Annotated in this window: 19 protein-coding genes, 1 tRNA gene, 1 other RNA gene and 1 pseudogene; 8 read left to right on the plus strand and 14 right to left on the minus strand. The window is 68.0% G+C overall.

Annotation, left to right across the window (positions count from 1 at the left end; genetic code table 11):
• The 3 genes from HLAC_RS12165 to HLAC_RS12175 all read right to left on the minus strand — a co-directional run bounded on the left by HLAC_RS12165 (position 1) and on the right by HLAC_RS12175 (position 3,310).
• A complete protein-coding gene (locus HLAC_RS12165; RefSeq protein WP_015911136.1) occupies positions 1-1,017 on the minus strand; it encodes a 50S ribosomal protein L3 in 1,017 nt (338 codons plus the stop codon).
• Between the two features lie 4 nt (positions 1,018-1,021).
• Positions 1,022-1,888 (minus strand): putative RNA uridine N3 methyltransferase, encoded by an 867-nt coding sequence (locus HLAC_RS12170; protein WP_015911137.1) that lies wholly within the window; start codon positions 1,886-1,888, stop codon positions 1,022-1,024.
• Between the two features lie 201 nt (positions 1,889-2,089).
• A complete protein-coding gene (locus tag HLAC_RS12175) occupies positions 2,090-3,310 on the minus strand; it encodes a PQQ-dependent sugar dehydrogenase (protein ID WP_015911138.1) in 1,221 nt (406 codons plus the stop codon).
• A 151-nt stretch (positions 3,311-3,461) separates the two neighbouring features.
• On the opposite strand from HLAC_RS12175, the gene HLAC_RS12180 reads away from it, so the two are divergent.
• A tRNA-Gly gene (locus HLAC_RS12180) sits at positions 3,462-3,532 on the plus strand.
• A gap of 302 nt (positions 3,533-3,834) precedes the next feature.
• Here HLAC_RS12180 and HLAC_RS12185 read toward each other — a convergent pair.
• Positions 3,835-4,362 carry a redoxin domain-containing protein gene (locus HLAC_RS12185; RefSeq protein ID WP_049933750.1) on the minus strand — a complete coding sequence of 176 codons (528 nt, stop codon included), beginning with the start codon at positions 4,360-4,362 and terminating at the stop codon, positions 3,835-3,837.
• 188 nt (positions 4,363-4,550) lie between these two features.
• Between HLAC_RS12185 and HLAC_RS12190 the strand changes: the two genes are divergently transcribed.
• Complete coding sequence (locus HLAC_RS12190; RefSeq protein WP_015911140.1) at positions 4,551-5,099, plus strand: DedA family protein; 549 nt, start codon at positions 4,551-4,553, stop codon at positions 5,097-5,099.
• Positions 5,100-5,108: 9 nt separating this feature from the next.
• Here the strand turns inward: HLAC_RS12190 and HLAC_RS12195 are convergent, their stop codons facing one another.
• From HLAC_RS12195 to HLAC_RS12205, 3 genes are all read right to left on the minus strand, one after another.
• On the minus strand, positions 5,109-6,908 hold the full coding sequence (locus HLAC_RS12195; RefSeq protein WP_049933598.1) for an acyl-CoA carboxylase subunit beta: 1,800 nt from the start codon (positions 6,906-6,908) through the stop codon (positions 5,109-5,111).
• Between the two features lie 95 nt (positions 6,909-7,003).
• Positions 7,004-7,783 (minus strand): hypothetical protein, encoded by a 780-nt coding sequence (locus HLAC_RS12200; protein WP_015911142.1) that lies wholly within the window; start codon positions 7,781-7,783, stop codon positions 7,004-7,006.
• A 269-nt stretch (positions 7,784-8,052) separates the two neighbouring features.
• Positions 8,053-8,283, minus strand: a complete 231-nt coding sequence (locus HLAC_RS12205; RefSeq protein WP_015911143.1) for a hypothetical protein — start codon at positions 8,281-8,283, stop codon at positions 8,053-8,055.
• Positions 8,284-8,487: 204 nt separating this feature from the next.
• On the opposite strand from HLAC_RS12205, the gene HLAC_RS12210 reads away from it, so the two are divergent.
• The gene (locus tag HLAC_RS12210; RefSeq protein WP_015911144.1) at positions 8,488-9,387 is read left to right on the plus strand and encodes an NAD-dependent epimerase/dehydratase family protein; all 900 of its coding nucleotides are present in this window, start codon (positions 8,488-8,490) and stop codon (positions 9,385-9,387) included.
• A gap of 57 nt (positions 9,388-9,444) precedes the next feature.
• Here HLAC_RS12210 and HLAC_RS12215 read toward each other — a convergent pair whose 3' ends face one another.
• Positions 9,445-10,332, minus strand: a complete 888-nt coding sequence (locus HLAC_RS12215) for a class 1 fructose-bisphosphatase (protein WP_015911145.1) — start codon at positions 10,330-10,332, stop codon at positions 9,445-9,447.
• Complete coding sequence (locus tag HLAC_RS12220; RefSeq protein WP_015911146.1) at positions 10,332-11,132, minus strand: class I fructose-bisphosphate aldolase; 801 nt, start codon at positions 11,130-11,132, stop codon at positions 10,332-10,334. Before HLAC_RS12220 ends, HLAC_RS12215 begins: the two co-directional genes overlap by 1 nt.
• A gap of 222 nt (positions 11,133-11,354) precedes the next feature.
• On the opposite strand from HLAC_RS12220, the gene HLAC_RS12225 reads away from it, so the two are divergent.
• Complete coding sequence (locus HLAC_RS12225) at positions 11,355-12,212, plus strand: 3-hydroxyacyl-CoA dehydrogenase family protein (RefSeq protein ID WP_015911147.1); 858 nt, start codon at positions 11,355-11,357, stop codon at positions 12,210-12,212.
• A gap of 6 nt (positions 12,213-12,218) precedes the next feature.
• Here the strand turns inward: HLAC_RS12225 and HLAC_RS12230 are convergent, their stop codons facing one another.
• Both HLAC_RS12230 and HLAC_RS12235 read right to left on the minus strand, forming a co-directional pair.
• Positions 12,219-12,902 carry a hypothetical protein gene (locus tag HLAC_RS12230; protein WP_015911148.1) on the minus strand — a complete coding sequence of 228 codons (684 nt, stop codon included), beginning with the start codon at positions 12,900-12,902 and terminating at the stop codon, positions 12,219-12,221.
• A gap of 79 nt (positions 12,903-12,981) precedes the next feature.
• Entirely contained in the window at positions 12,982-13,260 is a 279-nt protein-coding gene (locus tag HLAC_RS12235) for a zinc ribbon domain-containing protein (RefSeq protein ID WP_015911149.1), read from the minus strand.
• Between the two features lie 81 nt (positions 13,261-13,341).
• Here HLAC_RS12235 and HLAC_RS18815 point away from each other — a divergent pair, with 81 nt between their 5' ends.
• Positions 13,342-13,533 (plus strand): hypothetical protein, encoded by a 192-nt coding sequence (locus tag HLAC_RS18815; protein WP_154018579.1) that lies wholly within the window; start codon positions 13,342-13,344, stop codon positions 13,531-13,533.
• 41 nt (positions 13,534-13,574) lie between these two features.
• Here HLAC_RS18815 and HLAC_RS12240 read toward each other — a convergent pair whose 3' ends face one another.
• Both HLAC_RS12240 and HLAC_RS12245 read right to left on the minus strand, forming a co-directional pair.
• Entirely contained in the window at positions 13,575-14,891 is a 1,317-nt protein-coding gene (locus HLAC_RS12240) for an MFS transporter (protein ID WP_015911150.1), read from the minus strand.
• A gap of 114 nt (positions 14,892-15,005) precedes the next feature.
• A pseudogene (locus tag HLAC_RS12245) lies at positions 15,006-16,787 on the minus strand (hybrid sensor histidine kinase/response regulator).
• Between the two features lie 171 nt (positions 16,788-16,958).
• Between HLAC_RS12245 and HLAC_RS12250 the strand changes: the two are divergent.
• The 3 genes from HLAC_RS12250 (at position 16,959) to HLAC_RS12260 (ending at position 20,049) form a co-directional block, all read left to right on the plus strand.
• A complete protein-coding gene (locus HLAC_RS12250; RefSeq protein WP_015911151.1) occupies positions 16,959-18,389 on the plus strand; it encodes a Y-family DNA polymerase in 1,431 nt (476 codons plus the stop codon).
• Positions 18,390-18,474: 85 nt separating this feature from the next.
• Complete coding sequence (locus HLAC_RS12255) at positions 18,475-19,020, plus strand: NUDIX hydrolase (RefSeq protein WP_015911152.1); 546 nt, start codon at positions 18,475-18,477, stop codon at positions 19,018-19,020.
• A 75-nt stretch (positions 19,021-19,095) separates the two neighbouring features.
• A complete protein-coding gene (locus tag HLAC_RS12260) occupies positions 19,096-20,049 on the plus strand; it encodes a CPBP family intramembrane glutamic endopeptidase (protein ID WP_015911153.1) in 954 nt (317 codons plus the stop codon).
• A 799-nt stretch (positions 20,050-20,848) separates the two neighbouring features.
• Here the strand turns inward: HLAC_RS12260 and rnpB are convergent.
• An RNA gene (rnpB, locus tag HLAC_RS13650) (RNase P RNA component) lies at positions 20,849-21,208 on the minus strand.
• Between the last annotated feature and the right edge of the window lie 127 nt (positions 21,209-21,335).

Raw genomic sequence — 21,335 nt, forward strand, 5'->3', positions numbered from 1 at the left:
TTATCCCTGGTTGGATGCGGTGGATACGTACCGGACCTCGGGATCGAGGCGCGGCTGGTCGTTCGGCCGGATGGCCGGGCGGAACCGAATCAGGCGCTTGTCCGGACCGGGCAGCGAGCCCTTGATGAGCGCGTACTCACCGTCGACTTCGCCGTAGTTGACGAAGCCGCCGTCGACGGAGGCGTCGTCGCCCTCGCCGAAGTCGATGAGGCGCTTGTTGAGCTCGGTGCGCTGGTGGTAGCCGGTCTGCCCCTGCTGGGGAACGGTAGAGCGAACGCGGGAGGGGTTCCACGGACCGAGGTTGCCGATCCGGCGCCGCCATCCCTGGCGGGCGTGTTTGCCCTTCCGCTTTTGAACGCCCCAGCGTTTGACGGGACCCTGAGTCCCTTTCCCCTTCGTGATACCCGATACGTCGGTGTACTGACCCGCGCGGAAGACGTCGCCAAACTCGTGGGCGCCGCCCTCGGCAACGAGGTCGAGCCCGAAGTCGACGCGCTCCTCGAGGGAGCCGCCGCCGACTCGGGTCTCCATCACGTCGGGCTTCTTCTTGGGTACATTCGCGAGCTCCGAGGGGACGGTGTGCGTGATGACGCGGACGTCGTCGACCGCGCCCTCGTCGAGCAGCGCACGCAGTTCGTCGGCGTCTTCCTCGAAGGTATCTTCCGCCGGGAGGTCGAGCGCGCGGTCGAGCTCCTCGTGGAACTCGGTCGCCCAAACCTCTTCGACCGGCTTCTTTCCGTACGGCGTCTGTTCGTAGGCACGCAGGGCCACCGCGTACATCGGCGGCGTCTCGACGACAGTGACGGGAACGGACGTTTCCATCCCCTCACGCGGCGAGTTGGCCTCGTCGTTGACCATAACGACGTGCGTCATTCCGGCTTTGTAGCCGGCGAACCCCTGCAATGCGGGGGCTCCGTCGTCGTCGGGCCACGATCGAATGCGCGGGACCTCTCGGTCTGCGCGGGTACGCGGGCCGTAGCCCAGCGAGCCTTTTCGTGGTCGGCTTGGTTGTGGCATTTGTTTACTCCGTGAGTGTGAGCGAGCCGAGAGTCACGAACAGAGCCTCCTCCGTTCGGACGACCTCGCTCGCCTGTGCCGGGATCGTGTTCAGCCAGAGGTCGAACCCCGGATCGGGTTCGACCGAGCGGCCGTCGGCAACGGCCGCCCGAATGCCGTCGGGCGAAAGCCCGAGCATCTCCGGAAGCCCTCGTTCGGGCGAGCCGAAGGCGACGGTGTAGCCGCCGGCCTTCCGCGCGTCCGAGACGATGTCGCCGAGCCGCGAGACGGAGAGTTCCTCTCCGTGTCGCGACGTCGCGACGGCCAAGCCGTCGCCGGCGAGCGCTTCCGACAGGTCCGCTTCCACGACCTGGAAACCCTCCTCGGGCTTCCCGGTGATGCGGGCGCGGACCGGTTCTCTCGAAGAGACCCTGATGGTGACGCGCTCCCCCTGCTCGACCTCCATTCCGGAGGGGACGAGCAGGGAGATCGGGTGTTCCCGCAGCGGGGAATTGACCCGGACGCGGCCTTCAGGTCCGACCTCGGTCACGAGTCCCTGTGTTTTCGACTCTTCCCCGCTAGGGGTCGAGCCGGTCCGCCACGGCACGCGGAGCGGCGGGAGCACACCGACGTACCGGAGTTCGTCGCGCTCCCCCCAGAGATCCTTCCGGAGCTCCGGCGGGGTCGCAGCGTACCCCAGTACGGTTCGGACGTACTCACCGCCCCGTCGCCGCTCGCCTTCCCTGTCGGGGAAGACGACCAGTCGATCCGCCCGGAACACCGCCGCCGCACGGGCGACGTAGCCGAGTTTGCGAGTCGCCTCGCGAGCATCTTCGGCCTCCCGGACGACCGAAGAGGGAACGCAGATCGTGAGTCCATCTTCGGTACGCATCGTGGCGAGACTGTACCTCTCGATTTCGGACGGCACCGTAAAAGGATAGCGGTCCCGTTTCCGGGCTGTGGCGCGTTCACACGCGGTTTGGCGGGGGTTTGGGTCAGTCGATCGAGAGACAGAGTCACACGATCCGGGACGGGATCGACTGTCCGAGGGTGGGAATCTCCTCAGATCGGATCGATCCGTGCGATCGCGGGCTCAGACCGGAACGATCCGTGCGATCGGCGCATCCGCGTCGTCGACGGCGACGTAGAGGTGGCCCGTGGCCGGTTCGACCGCGAGTGACCGGATCCGCCAGTCGCGGTCGGCGAGGAGGGAGTCGCGTTCGGTCACCGCGGTGTCGGTAGCACCTGCACCCTCGACTGTGAACCGCCCGAGATACCGCCCGGCGAGCGTCCCCGCGAACAGGTCACCGCGCCAGTCGGGGAAGGCGTCGCCATCGTAGAAGACGGCCCCGCTCGGGGGGAAGCCGCCGGAGCCGCATGGCCAGTAGTGAACGGGGGCGACGACATCGCTGCGCTCGCGGTGGCTCGGGGCGACGCGCTCGTCGGTGCCGTACCGACACGCCTCACTGGCGACCGGCCAGCCATAGTTGCCGCCGCGCTCGATCACGTTGATCTCGTCGCCGTCCTCCTCACCGTGCTCGCACTGCCAGATCGCACCCGTCTCAGGGCGCACCGCCATCGCCTGCGGGTTCCGGTGCCCGTAGCTGTAGATCGCGTCCGCCGCCTCCGCGTCGTCGACGAACAGATTATCGGGGTGGGCATCTCCATCGGAAGTGAGCCGAAGAGTCGAGCCGAGCTCCACAGATCGGTCCTGCGAGACGTGGTCCGGGCTGAAATTGGTGTCGCGCCGATCCCCGACTGTGACGAACAGCGCGCCGTCCGGGCCGAACGTCGCCCGCGAGCCGAAGTGGAGATCAGAGTCGACGAACGGCTCCGCGACGTGGAGCGCCTCAAACCCGTCGAGCGCGGGAGAGTCGTCGGCGGCGAGAGAGAGTTGCCCGCTTCCAACGTGCGTCGCCGACTCGCCCGCGTCGTTCGTCGCGGCGTACGTGAGGTACACGCGCGCGCCGCCCGGGAACTCGGGGTGGACCGCGACGTCGAGGAGCCCGCCCTGTCCGGCGGCGTGGACCTCGGGAATCCCCTGGACGGTCGAGCGCGTCCCGTCCTCGGGGTCGACGAGCGAGAGCCGACCGGGGCGTTCGGTGACCAGCAGCCGCCCGTCGTCCGGGAGGAACGCGAGTCCCCATGGGTTCTCGAACCCGTCCGCAACACGCTCCACGGAATACCCGACGTCTTCGTCGTCGATCGCTCCGCCGCTGCCGAGACAGCCGGCAAGCGAGAGCGCCGTGAGGCTACCGGTGGCTCGGAGCACGGTGCGTCTATCGGCGGCGGGATGTGTGACGTGACGCGCCATGGGAGGGAGTGTCTCTATGTCGAGATTGGTCGCGAGGCCGATGACGCTTCCGGCGACTGAGGTAGGAGTTGGCGGGAACCGACGCCACCACGACGACCGTCGTTCGGAACCCTTATATCTTCGACTCGGGCTATGTAGAAATGCGAAGCACGCACCGGTAGTGTAGTGGTATCACGCAACCTTGCCATGGTTGCAACCCGAGTTCAAATCTCGGCCGGTGCATTTTGCGAACGAAGCGAGCAAAATCACCGAGAGGAATTTGAACGCAATCAGCCGCGCGCAGCGAACAGAGTGAGCGAGCACGTCTGATTCTGAGTTCAAATCTCGGCCGGTGCACTTCCGACTGACTTCGTCAGTCGACGTTTACTTCACTTCGTTCAGTAAACTCCTTTCAGTCGTGCACCGCCCTGACTCCCCGCTCGTTTCATTCGCGGGGAGTCTCGGCCGGTGCATTTTCTATTGCCTCTGCCAGGTAGCCTTCGCTTCAACTTCGTTCGACAAACGTCAGAACGACGTGAGCGAGATCACCACGGTCCGTCGTAGTTCACGCGCGGGCGGTCGACGTCGACCCCGATCTCGTGAAGCGCCGCGGTCGCGTTCTGGACGGGCGAGGGCGCCGGGCGGTCGAGCGCGTCCGTCGTCGCCTCGGCGAACCGCACCGTCCAGTCGCCAGCGATGACGACGACCGCCCGGCGCGGAATGTCCGAGTGGCCCTCCCACGAGTCGGCCAGCAGGTCGTACGATTCGGCGATCCCGCCGTGGAAGTCGGAAACGATCGGGAAGGGGAGATCGAACTGATCGGCGTACGCGAACCCCGCGTACAGCGAGTCGCCGGTGAGCGCGACGACGGCAAGGTCGGCCCGATCGTGCCACCCGGCGTCGCGGATCGCGGCGAACGCGGCGGTGCAGGTCGGGACGAACGTCGCGGGCGCGAAACAGAGGACGACCGCCTCGTGTCGGTCGACGAGCCGGAACAGCTCCAGCTCGGTCGCCGTCCCACCGGCGACCGCGGGAGCGATGAAGTCGGGCGCTTTGACGCCGGTGTCGATCATCGGCGGCATCTGCGTGTGCGGCCGATAAATACCCACCCCAACCGATCGTCGCCGGGGGTGCACAGAGAGGGCGGCTCGACGGCGCGAGTCGCTGGTGAGAACAGAATAAGCGGTTTAGCTTCCGCTATGACTCTTGAGAGCATTGTTCATAGTGTAAGAGCTTTACGCATCCGCGACCGAGGTGAGGCGTGTTTGACCCGTCCGTCGCGACCGCGCTCGCCCTCGTCGAGAGCTACGGCGCCGTCGCGGTCTTCGTCGTGTTCGCGCTGGAGGGCGCGCTCGTCGGGAAGGTGCTCCCGGCGCGGACGCTGTTCGTCGCGTCGGTCGTCGCCGTCGGCGTCGAGGCGGTCGCGGTGCTGCCGGTGTTCGCCGCGGCGGTAATCGGCGCGACCGTGGGCCAGTCGGTCGTCTTCGTTGCCGTCCGTCGGTTCGACGCGGATCCCACGTCGCTTGCGGTGGTCCCGGTCGGCAAGGAGCGGCTCGACGGCGCGAGTCGCTGGTTCGACCGATGGGGCCTCCCCGCGGTGGCGGCCTCGAACGCGGTCCCCGGCACGCGCGGGTGGCTCGCCGTCCCCACCGCGAACGCCTCGTCCGTCTCCGCACCGCGGTTCGCCGCCGCGTCGCTGGTCGGATCCGCCGCGTACGTCGGCGCGCTGCTGGCGGTCGGTATCGCGGTGGCCCTCGGGTTCGGGGGCGCTCTCGGGCTGCTCGGCCCCGAGTGGGCTACGGCGCTATAGTCCGGAGAGTCAGAGGATCGTCCCGTGTTTCTTGTCCGGCAGGTCCTTCTCCACGTCCTCGTAGAACGCGAAGCGGGCAGCCAGTTCCTCGCGGAGCGTCGAGGGCGGGACGATCTCGTCGATGACGACCTCGCTCGCCATCCGGTGAATGTCGATATCCTCGCGGTACTCCTCACGCAGGCGCACCTCGGTCTCGGCGCGCTCCTCGGGGTCGTCGATTGCGGCGAGCTTCCGGGCGTACACCGCGTTGATCGCGGCCTCTGGCCCCATGATCCCGATCTCGCCGGAGGGGAGCCCGATCACGCTCTCGGGGTCGTAGGCGGGTCCGCCCATCGCGTAGATCCCCGCACCGTACGCCTTCCGGGTCACGACGGTCTGTTTCGGGACCGTCGCGGAGGAGGTGGCGTAGATCATCTTCTTGCCCTTCTCCAAGATGGCGTCTTTCTCGACCTGCGAGCCGGCCATGAAGCCGGGCGTGTCACAGAGGTACAGCAGGGGGATCTCGTAGGCGTCACAGGTCCAGATGAACTCGGCGGCCTTCTCGGCCGCGTCCGGGAAGATGGCGCCCGAGCGGACGGTCGGATCGTTGGCGACGACGCCCACGGGGCGGCCGTCGATCCGACAAAACGCCGTGACGATCTCCTCGCCGTACCCCCCCTTCAGCTCGAACACCGACTCCGCGTCCGCGATCCGGTCGAGCAGGTCGCGCACGTCGTAGGGGCGGTTCGGCGATTCCGGGATCAGTTCGTCGATCCCGTCAGGCGAGAATTTCGGCGGCTTCGTCTCCCGTTGCGGGGGCTTCTCGCCGGCCTGATCGGGGAGGTAGCCGATCAGGCCGGCCACGAGCTCCCGGGCGTGTTCCTCGTCGCGGGCGACAAGATCGGCGGAGCCGGACTCCTCGGCGTGGACGCGGGGGCCGCCCAGATCCGCCATCTCGATCTCCTCGCCGGTGACCATCTTCACCATCCGCGGGGAGGCGATCGCCATCGCGGACATCCCCTCGACCATCACGGTGAAATCGGCGAAGACGGGCGTGTAGGCGGCGCCGGCGATACAGGGGCCGTACAGCACGCAGATCTGCGGGACTGCGCCGGAGAGCATCGAGTGGTTGTAGTAGTACTTCCCGATCCCCTCACGGTTGGCGAAGAACCCGGACTGCTGGTCGATCCGGCCACCAGAGGAGTCCATCAGGTAGAGCACGGGCTTGCCCGTCTTCAGGGCGCGCTGTTGCATCCGGAGGAACTTCTCGACGCCCTTCGCCGCCATCGACCCCGCCTTCACGGTGAAGTCGTTTGCCATGAAGTGCACGTCGCGCCCCTCGAACTCGGCCGCGCCGGTGAGGAGGCCGTCGCCGGGGAGGCGGTCGTTCTCGTCGTGCGCGTCGCTGTCAGGTGCGTTCGGGTGCCAGTCGTCGAACGCGGCGAACTTCCCGTCCTCGAAGTGGAGGCCGGCAGGGTCGCCGTCAGCCGCGCTCGCGTCGCCCGCGCCGCGCGTCCCGCCCTCACCGCCGAACCAGAGGTCGAGCCGATCGCGGACGAACAGTTTCCCCTGCTCGGGAAGTCGGTCGCGGTACTTCTCCGGGCCGCCTTCCAGAATGTCGTCGATCTCGGCCTGAAGGTCGCGCTCCCGATCAGTCGGGCCGAGGTCGTCGTCGAGGGGGTACTCGATCGCCGGCGGTTCGGCGCTCGCGGCGGGCTCCGCGCTCTCTCCGACGTGGACGTCGACATCGACGCCGAGATGCTCCGCGAGCGATTTCGCTATCGCCTCGGCCTCCTCCGGCGTCGCCGCCGCGCCGACGTGAACGTTCATGGGCGCAAGATTTGCGGTAGATCCTAAACAGTTTTCCATGTAGGTTCCGGCGGGGACCGAGGTGCGATGTCGGTCACCCCCGATCAGCAGTCCGGTCAGCGGTCCGCCTCGCCAAGCAGCGCGTCAAGCTGCTCGGCGACCGAGTCGAGGTGGTGGCGGCCGACGACGGCGACGACATCGCCGTCGTCGCGGAACTCGGCGAGGCGGTCGGCCATGTGCGTCTCGCGCACGTCGTCACCGAACGAAGTCGCCCGAGAGGGCTCGAACGCGTCCATCACGGCGCGAGCGCGGGCGATCTGGTGGCGTTCGTTCTCGGCCTGCCGCCCGGGGCTATCAACTCGATCGATCGCGTACGTGACCGGCGAGTCGACCTCCAGCCGGATCGAGGTCATCGCGGCGAGTGAGCCCGCGAGACGGCATCGGAGCGTGTTCTTCGTCACCGATACGAGGCCGTCGAAGACGCCACGAACCGTCTCGATCGACCCACCCTCGTGATACAGCGTCGCGGCGAGCCGGCGGAGGAAGGGGAGGGTCGGCCCGTCGATCCCGACGACGTGGTCCGCGGTCGACGCCTGGATCGCGGCGCTCGCCTCCCCTCCGAACACCGGCGGAGTGCGAGTATCCTCGGCATACCGCTCGAAAAGCGGGAGCGAGAGCGGCGGCAGTTCGAGCGCAAGGATGTCGGGATCCCGGTCCGTGACCACGGTTCGAACTCGGAAGGCGCTGGCGGGGTGATCGTGGACGACGCCGACCAACGTAACGGTTCCCGTAGGGGTGTCGATCGAACGGAGGTGCTCGCCCGTTATCCGAGGGTCGTCGTAGTGCGCGTCCATGTGGTGGCCGGTAGTAGGCGCATACCGGACTGTACCGACCATCAGGATCCGCTTAATATAAGGATTTCTGTTAGTAACACTACAAATAATTCAGATTATCAGTGAGAGACTTTAAAATTATATGAAATTGGGAGAGATATCTGCACGACTTTTCGATCTTGTTCCAGAATATCCGGAATCAGGTTGTTTCGAGGGTCATGTATTCGTAACACAAAAACGAGCCGCGTTCGGGTGTCGAAGCCGGGTTCCAGTCAGGACAGAGCCGAACTCGTTCGAGACGGAGCTGAGCTATCGGCCGGAGCAGAACGGTCCTATCGGTTGAGTTTGATCTCGTCGTCGTCCATCGACTCGATGTCCGACTCGTCGACGGGATACGTGTCCTCGTCGGCGTCGCCCCAGCCGAGTTTCGATTTGATCGTGTCGGTGATTCCCGGATCCGGATCAACGTAGGCGTGGTTGCCTTCGACTCGGGACACCATTCCAATCTTCTTTCCTGCCTTGTTGACGACGTGTTTGCCTTCGTCTTTGTCTGAGAGTCTCATGTGTGGTTTCCTCCGCACTCGACACTCCGCCGAGACTGGACATTGTAATCAGGTACATAGCCAAGTGTAAGCCCGGTCAAATTCCGGTAACTGCAGCCGACGGGTCGACCCCGTCTCGTTACCGTCGGGTACGGACGGCTTACGGCGTCAGCACGGCTGGGGGATTCGCGGACCGCTTATTCGTCCCGCACCCGAATACCGCTTATGACCGTCCTGCTCACCGGTGCACACGGCACCGTTGGTACCGCGGTAACCGCGACCTCGGCGTACGACCACGTCCTGCTCGATCGGGAGCCGGCCCCCGACGAACTCGGTGACGGGAGCCCGCACCCACACCGCGATCGCGAGACTGTCGTCGTCGACGTGGGCGCAGACGGCGCAGTCGAGGCCCTCACGGACGCCATGACGGAACACGAGGTGGCGGCGATCGTCCACCTGGCCGGCGACCCGACCCTCTCCGCGACGTACGCGAGCGTCGAGCGAAACAACGTCCGCGGGACGCGGAACGTCCTCGAGGCCGCGTCGCGTGCCGGGGTCGGAACCGTCGTCTTCGCCTCCTCGAACCACGTCGTCGGGATGTACGAGACGGAGCACGCGCCTGCGCTGTACGCCCCCGATGAGGGCCCGACCGTCGACCACCGAAGCCCGATCCGTCCCGACTCCGACTACGGCGCGTCGAAGGCGGCCGGCGAGGCGTGGTGCCGGCTGTACGCCGAGCGGGAGGGGATCGACTGCTACGCCCTCCGGATCGGCTCGGTCAGGGGCCCGGCGTTCGACCACCCGTTCGGCGACGCCGAGCGTGCGGTCGCCGCGGGCGACTGCGAGCGCGGCGACGACGACTACGAGACGGCCGTCGCCCGGATGCGCTGTACGTGGCTCTCGCGGCGCGATTGCGCCGCGCTCGTCGACGCGTGCCTCGACGACGGAACCGACGGCGACAACACGTGTGGACCGAACCCCGACACCGTCGCTGGCGGCGCATTCGAAGTGTTCTACGGGGTCAGCGACAACCCGAACGGGTGGTTCGACCGCACCCACGCTCGCGAGCGGGTGGGCTACGAGCCGGCCGACTCCGGGAACGCGATGACCGAGCCGCCGCGATAACCCGACAAAGACGCGGCGAAGTCCCAGAATCGCTGCCGTCTCGGGACCGTCGCCGGGTCACTCGTTTGCGAGCGCGTCCTCAAGCCGCTCGACCAGCGCCTCGTTACCGACGTAGAGCGGGATGCGGTCGTGGACGCCCTCGGACTCGACGTCGAGAATGTCGGTCTCACCGTTCGAGGCCGCCCCGCCCGCTTTCTCGACGATGTACGCGATCGGGTTCGCCTCGAAGGAGAGCCGGAGTTTCCCGTCCGGCGCGTCGACGAGGGCGGGGTACGCGAAGATTCCGCCGTAGGTGAGCACTTGGTTCACGTCTCCGACCATGGCGCCGCCGTAGCGGAGCTTCAGCTCGTCTTCGATCTCACGGGCGTAGGCGGTGAAGTCGTCCGGCCAGTCGGGGACGCGCCCGCCGAACCCGTACACGAGGGGGTCCTCGGGGAGCCGCAGGTCGTCCTCGACGACCGAACGGGAGACGCCGCCGTCACCGTCACCCTCAACTACCTCCTCGCGCACGCCGTCGTCGTCGGCGACGATCATCGTCGTGATGGGGCCGTAGAGCACGTAGCCGGCGGCGACGAGGTCGCGTCCGGTCGCAGGGAGCGGCGCGTCGTATACCCCGACGACGGTCCCCATCGCGTTGTTCGACCGGAGATTCGAGGAGCCGTCGAGGGGATCGATCGCGACCGCGTACGCGTCCTCGCCGACTCCGCCGCCGGCGTCGACGGCGGCCTCGCGCTCCTCACTGACGAACGAGCCGACGCCGTCGACCGCGGTCAGCGCGTCTGCGAGCAGTTCGTCCGCGTAGAGGTCGCCGGCCATGACGCTCTCGCCGGAGGGGTTGTCCGTCCCGCTCTCGACGCGTCGACCGGGGAGCGCGGCGCGGATCTCGGGGGCCGTGACCGCGACCGCGTCGAAGATCGCCTCGACGATCGGGTCAGTCTCTGTCATCAGTCGTCGTCGGCGATCGCGATCGCCTCGTCCAGCTCGACCTCCTCGAAGACCACGGCTTCGAGCGCGTCGAGGATACGCTCGGGGTCGTCGCGCTGGAAGACGTTCCGACCGACCGCGAGCCCGGTCGCACCCGCGTCGATCGCGTCTGCGACGTTCCGGAGGAACGCCTTGTCGTCGCGCATCGTGCCGCCGGACATCACAACTTTCGTGGGGCCGGCCATCCGGACGGCCTCGCCCATCGCCTCAGCGGAGCCGGGGTACTTCACCTTCACCACGTCGGCACCGAGCTCTAACCCGAGCCGGGCCGCGTACGAGATGGTGTCGGGGCTCGTGTCGTTTTTGACGCCCTGCCCGCGCGGGTACGACCACATGACGACGCCCATGTCGTGTTCACGGGCGCCCTCCTGAGCTGCCTTGAACTCCTCGGCCATCTCGACCTCGTGGTTCGAGCCGCCGTAGAGGGTGAAGCCGATCGCGTCGGCGCCGAGGTCGGCGGCGTACTCGGCCGAGCAGTTGACGGGGCTGTCGGGTTCGCCCATCCAGAGGCTCGAGGTACCGTTCAGCTTCAACAGGAGGTTCACGTCCTCCTCGTAGTCGGGGTAGTACGCCTCGGCGATCCCCTTCTGTACGGCCAGCGCGGTGACCGCGTCGTGGCTGGCGAGCTCGAACAACCGTTCCGGGTCCGCGGTCGACGGATTCGGGTCGAAATCGACCGGACCGTGTTCGAGCCCGTGGTCGTACGCGAGGATAAGCGACTTACCGTCCCGTGAGATGGCGTCGTCGGCGTGAGGAAGCATCAGTTCATACTCCAGTTACATCCGTAAAAAAGACTAGGGTCATTCGAGTGGTAGTGACGAACGTTAAACGGGGCTTACCATGCGTCTTTTCCGCACCAAAGGCCAATTCAGTCGTGAACACAATTACTACTCAGATAGTTAATTACCGGCAGCCATCACAGATCGCGGCTCTCCGTTCTCGGAGTCACAATACTTACCACCTCCGGCGCGACAGCCTCCCGCATGCGGGAGCTATCTGACATCGGCGTCGTCGGCGTGGTCGGGGCCGGCACGATGGGCAACGGGATCGCACAGGTCGCGGCGACCGCCGGCTACGAGGTTGTGATGCGCGACATCGAGTCGGAGTACGTCGAGCGCGGGCTCGACAGCATCGACGACAGCCTCGCCCGGCTCGACGAGAAAGGCCGGCTCGACGAGGACCCAGCGGCGATCCGCGACCGGATCGAGGGGACCACTGACCTCGACGCCCTCGCGGCCGCGGACGTGGTCGTCGAGGCCGCCGTCGAGAACCTCGACGTAAAGAAAGACATCTTCGCCGACCTCGACGGGGTGACCGACGACGACGTGGTGCTCGCGACCAACACCTCGACGCTGTCGATCACGACCATCGCGAGCGCCACCGACCGCGCGAGCGACGTGATCGGGCTCCACTTCATGAACCCGGTCCCGATCATGGACGGCGTGGAGGTTGTCGTCGGGGAGCGCACCGCCGACCCCGTCGTCGACTTCGCGCACGCCTTTGCCGAGGACCTCGGCAAGGAGACGTGGGAGGCCGACGACAAGCCCGGCTTCGTCACGAACCGGATCCTGATGCCGTGGATCAACGAGGGCGTCCGCGCGTACGACGAGGGCGTCGCCGACAGGGAGGACATCGACCGCGGGATGACACTCGGCACGAACGTCCCGATGGGACCCCTCGAACTCGCCGACCACATCGGGCTCGACGTGGTGTTGGACGCCAGCGAGACGCTCCATACCGAGCTCGGCGACCGGTACAAGCCGGCGTACCTCGTCAAGCGCAAGGTGGAGGCCGGTGACCTCGGCAAGAAGACCGGGAAAGGGTTCTACGAGTACGAGTAAGCGCGATCAGGCTCCCTTAGCGCCCTCGGCGTCCTTGTCGTTGCTCGCGGTCCACCGACGCGCGCCGGGAAGCAGGCCGACGAGTTTCGTCACGTAGCCGAACTTGAAGAGGCCGAACTGAGAGAGCGCACCGAGCGCGAACACGGCGAGGAACGCGGGCGCGGTCACGTCGAACAGCAGCGGTTCGACCGACGTTTGCGCGGTGGCCGCGTCCAGCGTTGCGGGCGTGATCGACCGCGACGCGAACGCCGCGCCGATGAAGGCCGTCGAGACGACGAGCGTCGTCCGGCTCAACACGAACCCGAACAGCGCGCCGACCGCGACGCCCGCCAGCGTAGCGCCGACGAGGAGGAGGGTCCCCTCGATCCCGGCCGCGTCGGCCGCGTACATCGGGCCGACCGCGAACCGCCCGGCGAAGCCGCCGACGAGCCCACCGATGGCAACGACCGCGAAGGAGAGCCCGGCGTACGCCAGGAAGCCGCCGACTGCGGCGCCGACCGCGACCGCCGCGCCGGTGAGGACCAGCCCGTCGACCGCGATCAGTCCGGCGAGGTTCGGCGCGGCGAGGTAGCCCGCACCGGCGCCGACGAGGACCCCGGTCAGCGCAACGGCGTAGACGGAGACCGCGGCGCCGACGAACGCGAGGAGCAGTCCCGCGACGACGAGTCCGGCAGTGAGTGGCGTAAGCATGTCACCACGTGGAGACCCGTCCGACTTAAAAGGTCGCGGGACTGGACGACGGCGACGCGGGGCCGTCCGTCGGACGCGCTCACCGCCCCCGACGCCCGGCCTGCCGATCGACGTATCGGGTGTAGCCGCCGACGGCGAGGCCGAACCCGACCACGATCAGCCCGAGCCCGAGCATGCGGGTCGTTCCCAGCGTCATGAGTGCGAGGATCACGCCGAAGACGAAGGCGAACACGCCGGCGACGACGACGCCGACGTCGAGGAGCGGCGACGGTTGGACGGTCTCGCAGTGGGGACAGATCTGCGCGTCGCTCGGGATCGGCTCCCGGCAGTCGACGCAGTGGACGCGATCGCGGGACACGCAAGGGCGTTTGCGAGTCACCGACTTATAAGCGATCAAGTACTCGGGAGCGAGCGCTTCCACAGACGCAGCCGGTGTTTTATGAGAAGGAGACCGCGGATCGACGGCGGCTACCTCCAAAGCCCGCACCGCGACCGCACCTCAGGCCTCCCCAGCCTCGGCGGACGGGTCAGCGCGGCGCCGCCCGCGCTGACCCGCCGCCTCCCTCGCGGGCCCCTCGCGGCCGCCAGAGGCGGCCGCTCGGAGGCGCGCCACGAGGTACGGATCTCATAAATCGCGATCGACGGTCGATCGGTGCGCTGCTCAGCCCGCCCTCAGTCCGCCGTCGCCGCGGCCGCGGCGTCCTCGCCCGCGCCGAGCGTCTCCTCGACCTGCGTCACGACAGTCACGAGTGCGACGACGGCGAGCGCGGCGCCGACCGCGAAGGGCACGACGAAGCCGAAGCCGACGAGCCAGCCGGACGCGAGCGGCCCGACCGCGACGCCGAAGCCGAACCCCATCGTGAGCACCGACAGCGTCGTGCCGGACTCGCCCTCCCGCGCGAGGTCGCCCGCGAGCGCCAGCGACGGCGCGAACACGCACGCGACGGCGACCCCCTGCGCCAGCCGGACGAGCGTCATCACCAGCGGGTCGGTGACGATTCCCTGCAGGAGCGTCGTGGGGGCGAGCAGCACGAACCCGGCCAGCAGAAAGGGCCGGCGCCCGATCCGGTCGCTGGCCTGCCCGACGGGCACCTGAAACAGGACGTTCGCGATGGTGACCGCCGCGAACTGGAGGCCGAACCACACCGGCGGCTGGTCGAGTCGGGCGTTCACCTGCGTCTGGAGCGTCGCGTACAGCGCGATACAGATCCCCATCGCGACCGTCGCCAAGCCGAGCGCGAACACCGGGTCGAGCAGGCGGCCCTCACCGCGGACCCGGATCGAGAGGTCGTCGCTCGCCTCGCTCGACTTGGCGGCGTCGCGCACGAGGAGGAAGACGAGGGCGAAGCTGAGATACGCGCCGGCGCAGGCGGCCGCGAACGCGGCGTCGAACCCGTCGAGGACCGGGAGCCCGATCGCGGAGAGGTCGTACGGGCCGCGCTCGACGACGACGCCGGCGAGGACCGGACCGAAGCCGAAACCGATCAGCCGGAACGTGTTGTACACGCCGAAGTTCCCGCCGCGGTCGGCGTCGCTCGCGGCGTACTCGTTGACCAGCGCGACCGTCGCCGGGATGATGAGCGCCGCGCCGAATCCCTGGGCGGCGCGGAGCGCGATCAGCTGCCAGTAGGCGTCCGCGATCATGTAGAGCCCGCTGGCGGTTCCCAAAAGCAGGATTCCGGCCAACACGAAGGGCCGGCGCACGCCCATCCGGTCCGAGAGCCGACCCGTCAGGGGCTGTGAGAAGCTGTTGAGAAAGCCGAACAGCGAGAGTACGACCCCGATGAGCAGCGGCTCGGTTAGGGTCACCGACGCCGCGCCGACCCCGACCGCTGTTCCGAGAAGCGACTCAATATCGATCAGGTCGCTCGCGATATACAGCGGCAGGACGACGATGAGAAAGGAGTTGCCGGCGGCGCCGACCATCCGGGCGAGCGCGAGCACGATCACCCGGCGATCGGTGTCGGCGACGCCCGAGAGCAGTCCCATCGGTCGGGAGTTCGCCCGCGAGGACAAAGGCGTTTGCGAACGGCGGGGATCGATCCGGTTCCGGCGGCGGAGTGCGGTCCCGCAACGACCGATTCCGGTTCCGGCGGCGAGACGCTACTCCGCCGACGCCGGGCGTCTGATCCCCCGGATCTCGAACCGCGCCCCGCCGTCGGCCGCGTCGACCGCCTCGACGGTCCACCCGTGGGCGGTGGCGATCTCTTTGACGATCGCCAGCCCGAACCCGGTGTTCCCGGAGACCGCGCTCGCGCCGGGCTCGAAGAGGTTCTCGCGGACCGTGTCGGGAATTCCGGACCCGTCGTCCTCGACGAAGAACCCGTCCGAGAGGTCACCGACACGGATCTGTACGTCGTCGCCGGCGTGTTCCACGCCATTACGAATGAGGTTCTCGAACAGGTTGCGGAGTCGGTCCGGGTCGGCCAGCGCCTCGCCGTCGACCTCGACTGACAGCGAGGCCGGGCCGGTGTCGACCGTCTCCCAGCTGTCGGCGACAACCTCGGCGACGGCGACCGGCTCCGGGTCGCCGACGGTCTCGCCCTCGCGGGCGAGCGTGAGGGTGTGTTCGACGATCGACTCGATCCGATCGAGCGCGTCGGCCGCGGCGTCGAGATGCGATGAGTCATCGGCCAGCTCCCGCGCGAGCTCGACGCGGCCCTGCGCGACGTTGAGTGGGTTCCGAAGGTCGTGCGAGACGATGCCCGCGAAGGAGTCGAGCCGATCGTTCTGGCGTTCGAGCGCCGCCTCGCGGTCCTTGAACGCCGTGATATTCTCCTGGAAGCCGACCCACTCCGAGACGGACCCGTCGCCGGCGCGGATCGGCGCGACGCTGACCCGGTTCCAGAACGGCGTGCCTTCCTTCCGGTAGTTCAACAGCTCGACGCTTTCCGGCTCCTCGGCGTCGATCGCCTCCCGGAGCCGGGCGACCGGCCTCTCGTCGGTGTCTTCTCCCTGCAGGAACCGGCAGTTGACGCCGACCGCGTCGTCACGGTCGTAGCCGGTCATCTCGACGAACCGGTCGTTGACGTACACCATCGGGTTGTCCGACAGGGCCGGGTCGGAGATCGTGATGCCGACGGGGGCCTCGTCGAGCGCCCGCGTCTTCGTCTCCAGTTCCTCGCGGCGCGCGCGCTCGTCGGAGACGTCTCGGAGGATGCCGACGCTCCCCTCGAACTCCTCGCTCTCGTACGGGAGCGCGGCCATGTGGTCTCGACAGGGGATCGGCTCGCCCGCCTTCGGAACGATATCTACCGAGAAGTGCACCACCTCGGGCCCAGTACTCGAAAGGACCCGACCCAGCCGGTCCTCGGCCTCGTCGACCGCCGCGTCGTCCTTTATCAGTCCCGGGGTGCTGCCGATTATCTCTTCGCGGTCGTAGCCGGTCAGCTCCGCGAACGGCTCGTTGACGAAGCGGAAGACGCCGGTCTCGTCGACGACGTACACGGGGTACCCGAGCGCGTCGATGATCGTCGAGTAGCGGTCGGCGATCTCGCGGGTCCGGTGCTCTTCGACCGCCTGCTCGACCCGGTTCGCGAGCCGGCGGAGCTGCTCGGGACCGCCCTTCTAGAAGTACCCGGTGACTCCCGCGTTAAGCGCTTGGCTGGCGATCTCCTCGGACCCCTTCCCGGTGTAGAGAACGAACGGGAGCCGGCGGTGTGCCGCGTGAACGGCCTCGAACAGCTCCAGCCCGTCCATGCCGGGCATGTCGTAGTCGCTGACGACGCAGTCGAACTCGCCCTCGTCGAGCGCGTCGGCCGCGGCCGACGGCTCGGTGACGCTCGTCACCGCGACGGACGCCAGCTCGCGTTCGAGGAACGCCTCCGTGAGGTCCAGCACGGACGGGTCGTCGTCGACGTGTAACACGTCGATCCGTTCGGACATGGCGCGGTCTTCGGGCCGTCCAGATAAACGGATATCGGCTCAGCTATCAGTTCTGAGGATCGTCGGGCGTCGACGGCCGCGGTCGGAGGCGTTCCGTCCACGAGCGAGGGTCGTTTCACTATCGCCGCGCGTGGCTGGTTCTTAAGGCCGCCCGGCGCGGAGCCTCGGGCGATGGCGGGCGGAACGCTCCCCGGGACCGACGCGGACGACGACGCGGGGAGCGACCGCATCGTGTTTCACGTCGATATGGACTGCTTTTACGCCTCCTGCGAGCGCCTGCGGCGCCCCGAACTGGCCGACGAGCCCCTCGTCGTCGGCATGGGCTACGAGGCGGGAGAGGCGATCGGCGCGGTCGCGACCGCGAGCTACGAGGCCCGCGCGTTCGGCGTCGAGAGCGCGATGCCGATCTCGGAGGCGCTCGATCTGCTCCCCAGGCGGGTGAACGCCGACCCCGACGACCCGGACGCGCCCGACCCCGACGAGGCGGGTCGGTACCTCCCCGTCGACCTCGACTTTTATAAGGAGGTCGCGAGCGACGTGAAGACCGTCCTCCGCGACTGCGCCGACGTGCTCCGCGAGGTGAGCGTCGACGAGGCGTACCTCGACGTCACCGACCGGACGGCGTGGGATGCCGCCGGCGGGGAAAGCACCGCGACCGGCCCCGCCGAGACCCGGACGCTGGCGGAGGGGTACGCCAGACACATCAAAGAGCGCATCGAGCGCGAGGCCGGCGTGCCCGCGAGCGTCGGCGTCGCGCCGAACATGTCGACCGCGAAGATCGCCAGCGACGCCGACAAGCCGGACGGGCTGGTCGTCGTGCCACCGGGCGAGGTGGAGTCCTTCCTCGCGTCGCTGCCGACCGCCGAGATCCACGGCGTCGGCCCGGTGACGGAGCGGACGCTGGCGGAGCTTGGGATCGAGACCGCCGGCGACCTCGCCGCCGCCGATCCCGACCGGCTCGCCGACGAACTCGGCGACCGCGGTCGGGAGCTGTACCGGCGGGCGCGGGGCGACGACGACCGAGAGGTCACGCCCACGGGACTCCCGAAGAGTCTCTCGCGGGAGTCGTCGCTGTCGGCGACCGCCGACGAGGAGCGCAAGCGCGAGACGGTGCGCGCGCTCGCCGCCGACGTGGCCCGTCGTGCCCGCGAGCGGGGCTGTCTGTACCGCACCATCGGGATCAAGGCGGTCGAACCTCCCTACGAGGTGAACACTCGCGCCCGGAGCCTCCCCGGTCCGGTCGACGACCCCGACCTCGTGGAGTCGGTGGCGCTCGACCTCCTCGGCGAGTTCGCCGGTGACCGAGTCCGTAAGCTCGGGGTGCGCGTCTCGAAACTCGACTTCGCCGAGAGCGATCAGGCGACGCTCGGCGGGTTCGACGCGAGTGGGGGCGGCAGGGGCACCGCGGGAGGGGACAGCGGAGCCGACCGCGACCGCGAGTCCGAGGCCCAGTCAGTCGCCACCGACGGCGAGGGCGGGAAGCTCACCGACTGGGTGGGAGGCGAGCCGAACGCCGGGGACGCGGGCGAGGCGGACGAGACCGGAGACCGACCGACGAGCGAGACCGGCGACGGACAGGCATCGCTCGGCGACTGGTCGTGAGCGCTGGCGCGACCTCCTCCGGATCCGAGGGGAGCATTCGCCACCGAGTGCGGGGATTTAGGTGCCCGAGTGTTGACTCCGACGCATGGACGATCTGGCGTGGGAGACGCTCGACACCGACATCGACTACCGCTGTCCCGGCTTCGACGTGCGCCGCGACGAGGTGCGCTTCCCGGACGGCGAGACCGACGGGTACCACTACGTCGACGAGGCGCCGGCGGTCGTGGTGCTTCCGCTGACCCCCGACGGCGACGTGGTCGTCATCGACGAGTGGCGACAGGCCGTCGGTCGGGTCAACCGCGGGCTCCCCGCGGGGTCGGTAGAGCCGGAGGACGCCGACGACCTCGAACGCGCCGCCGCCCGCGAGCTCGCCGAGGAGACCGGGTACGAGGCCGACTCCTTCGAGCGGCTGACGACGGTCGAGCCGACCAACGGAATCGCGGACTCGGTTCACCATCACTTCCTCGCGACGGGGTGTGAGCCCACCGCCGAACAGGACCTCGACCACAACGAATCGATCGCGGTCGAGACGGTGCCGTACGACGACCTGCTCGAAGCCGTCGTCGACGAGGGGCTCCGCGACGGTCGGACCGTGACCGCCGTGCTGTGGTACGAGCTCCTGCATCGGTGAGGTGACGGCCGTCGGAATCCGGCGACCGCGGGGACGACGGACAGGTCTTTGGGCGATCGGTCCGTACGGGTACCAATGAGCGATCCCTCCCGGGGTGATGCGGGCCCCGACGACGACGGCGGGACGGCACCCGACGCGACGACCGCAGCGGATGCGACGGTCGGCGACGGCGGCGAACCGGCCGGCGCCGACGAGGTGGTGGACGCATCGGCGTCCGGATCTCCTGCCGAGGACGACAGTGGATCCCCGCTGCGGGCGATCGGGACAGCGTTCGGGCTCGGTCTTCTCAGTATCCTCATCCTCGTTGTCGTCGCCATCGTGGCCGGTGGAGGACTATCCCTTATCGGGACGGTCACGGACTGGCAACCCCCGTTTGTGGTGCAGGTCATGGTGCCGTTCGCGCTCAGTCAAATCGTCGCGTTCGTCGGTCTCGGCCTCGCGTACCTGCGGTGGCGGGGCCTCGACACCGACGACATCGTCGCGTACCTCGGTATCCGCTGGCCCAGCCCGCTGGAAGCCGTAATTGCCGTCGTCGGGCCGTTCGTGGCGATCGGAGCTGTGTTCATCACCCTTACCGTCGTGACCGGCTTCGTGACCGAGCCGGCCCCGAACCAGGGAGCGCAGGTGGCGCTGGAGAATCCCTCGATCATCCCGGTGATGATCGTGGGAATGCTGCTGGTCGTCGGCCCGTGCGAGGAGTTCCTCTTCCGCGGCGTCATTCAGAGCCGAGCGCGGGAGACGTTCTCCGCGGCCCCCGCCATCGTCCTCTCTGCGGCCGTATTCGCCCCGATCCACATCGTCTCGCTCGCCGGCGGCGGGTTCACGGCGATGCTGGCGACGATCAGCATTCTGTTCGTGCCGGCGCTCTTCTTCGGCGCGGTGTACGAGTACACCGGAAACCTCGTCGTCGTCGCCGTGATGCACGGGCTGTACAACAGCCTGATCCTGACGATGATCTACATCGCCATCACGTACGGCCCCGAGATGGAGGGTGCGGGACAGGCGGGCACAGCGCTCATCGGAGTGTAGGCGGCAGGGCGTCGTCAGTGAACGCGAGAGATGCCATCGCGATCGGTGCTTCCGCCCTTCTTACAACGCCGTTATCTCACGGCCCCGTATATCACGGTCACCGACGGCGGCGACATTGAGAGGCGACGTTAAGGGGCGACCGGTGGCGGCGTGACGCTGTTTCCTTTATAAACGGTCGAGCGGCCGAGTGCGTCCCGAACCGCCGACGCCGACATAGCTGTTTATGACTGAACGAGGCGGTGGCGTGCGCCGGTGAGCGGCCCGCAGGGCCGCGAACCGCGAGGGACCGAAAGTTCCTCTGGCAGACGGTGCTACGCGCCGGCGACGACCGCACGAGGGAGTCGGCCGGCGTTTATAAACGCCGGCCGACGAGGCTGGGGAGGCGCGAGGTGCGGTTGCGGGGCGGTGGGGATGCGGGTGCGGGGCGGTGGGGGTGGCGGTGCTGGTGCGGTCGGGTCGGGACTCAAAGGGGCAGGCGGGAGGCGGGCGCAGACGACGGAAGCACCGTAGGGAGCGAGTGAAACGAGCGACTGAGGAGCGCAACGAGTGTGCGCCCGCCTCCCGCCTGGGGCTTTGGAGGTGCTCGCCGTCGAGCTGCCGGTAGCCATTTATAAGCGAGCGGCTGGAGCCTTCAAACTCACCACCGATACGTCACCGCCGGCCGATAGCGAGAGATCGAACGTCCGCACTCGATCCGACTTATAAACGACGACAGCAACAGCGACACCGTTGACATCCTCCCCGCGCTGAAGCGCGAGGCTTTCTCCTTGATTCTCCGTAACTAACGAGTACGAAAGCGGACTGAGGGGAGTAAGCCCCCTTCGGTTCATCCCGACATTCGGCTAAGCGTCCGCGCCGTGGCCGGACTACCTTGTGGCGCGGACTTGCACCGGCGAGGATTCGCCGTTCCATCCGTTCCCACCCGTCGATCCTCATCGGGTTAACTCCCTTCCCTTGCGGGTCGGTTCGCGCGGTCGCGGGTGATCCCGCGGCCGCCGCGATCGCCGAAGCGATCGCGCGAATCACGGGTCGGGGTGGGGGGTGTCGTTGCTGTTCCAGAGCCAGCCGTCTCCGACTCCGGGCGTGTGCCCGGTCGCCTGTCCGGCCGGTGGGGGGACTTTCCTCATGCCAGAGGCACGGGAGTCGGGCTCCCTCTGTCCGGTCGCGTCTAGCCGACGCCCGCGAATAAGGCGTTCGGTCGTCGAGGGGAGAGATCGACAACCGGAGCGATCGTTCGCCGCTTCGCTCCTCCCGTCGATCGGGTGTGAACGGCCGGGTTCTCAAGG

This window comes from Halorubrum lacusprofundi ATCC 49239 (assembly GCF_000022205.1).
GTDB lineage: Archaea > Halobacteriota > Halobacteria > Halobacteriales > Haloferacaceae > Halorubrum > Halorubrum lacusprofundi.

Coding starts and splice junctions, on each gene's coding strand:
- HLAC_RS12165 (WP_015911136.1), bottom strand. CDS start 1,017: ATGCCACAACCAAGCCGACCACGAAAAGGCTCGCTGGGCTACGGCCCG.
- HLAC_RS12170 (WP_015911137.1), bottom strand. CDS start 1,888: ATGCGTACCGAAGATGGACTCACGATCTGCGTTCCCTCTTCGGTCGTC.
- HLAC_RS12175 (WP_015911138.1), bottom strand. CDS start 3,310: ATGGCGCGTCACGTCACACATCCCGCCGCCGATAGACGCACCGTGCTC.
- HLAC_RS12185 (WP_049933750.1), bottom strand. CDS start 4,362: ATGATCGACACCGGCGTCAAAGCGCCCGACTTCATCGCTCCCGCGGTC.
- HLAC_RS12195 (WP_049933598.1), bottom strand. CDS start 6,908: ATGAACGTTCACGTCGGCGCGGCGGCGACGCCGGAGGAGGCCGAGGCG.
- HLAC_RS12200 (WP_015911142.1), bottom strand. CDS start 7,783: ATGGTCGGTACAGTCCGGTATGCGCCTACTACCGGCCACCACATGGAC.
- HLAC_RS12205 (WP_015911143.1), bottom strand. CDS start 8,283: ATGAGACTCTCAGACAAAGACGAAGGCAAACACGTCGTCAACAAGGCA.
- HLAC_RS12210 (WP_015911144.1), top strand. CDS start 8,488: ATGACCGTCCTGCTCACCGGTGCACACGGCACCGTTGGTACCGCGGTA.
- HLAC_RS12215 (WP_015911145.1), bottom strand. CDS start 10,332: ATGACAGAGACTGACCCGATCGTCGAGGCGATCTTCGACGCGGTCGCG.
- HLAC_RS12220 (WP_015911146.1), bottom strand. CDS start 11,132: ATGCTTCCTCACGCCGACGACGCCATCTCACGGGACGGTAAGTCGCTT.
- HLAC_RS12225 (WP_015911147.1), top strand. CDS start 11,355: ATGCGGGAGCTATCTGACATCGGCGTCGTCGGCGTGGTCGGGGCCGGC.
- HLAC_RS12230 (WP_015911148.1), bottom strand. CDS start 12,902: ATGCTTACGCCACTCACTGCCGGACTCGTCGTCGCGGGACTGCTCCTC.
- HLAC_RS18815 (WP_154018579.1), top strand. CDS start 13,342: ATGAGAAGGAGACCGCGGATCGACGGCGGCTACCTCCAAAGCCCGCAC.
- HLAC_RS12240 (WP_015911150.1), bottom strand. CDS start 14,891: ATGGGACTGCTCTCGGGCGTCGCCGACACCGATCGCCGGGTGATCGTG.
- HLAC_RS12250 (WP_015911151.1), top strand. CDS start 16,959: ATGGCGGGCGGAACGCTCCCCGGGACCGACGCGGACGACGACGCGGGG.
- HLAC_RS12255 (WP_015911152.1), top strand. CDS start 18,475: ATGGACGATCTGGCGTGGGAGACGCTCGACACCGACATCGACTACCGC.
- HLAC_RS12260 (WP_015911153.1), top strand. CDS start 19,096: ATGAGCGATCCCTCCCGGGGTGATGCGGGCCCCGACGACGACGGCGGG.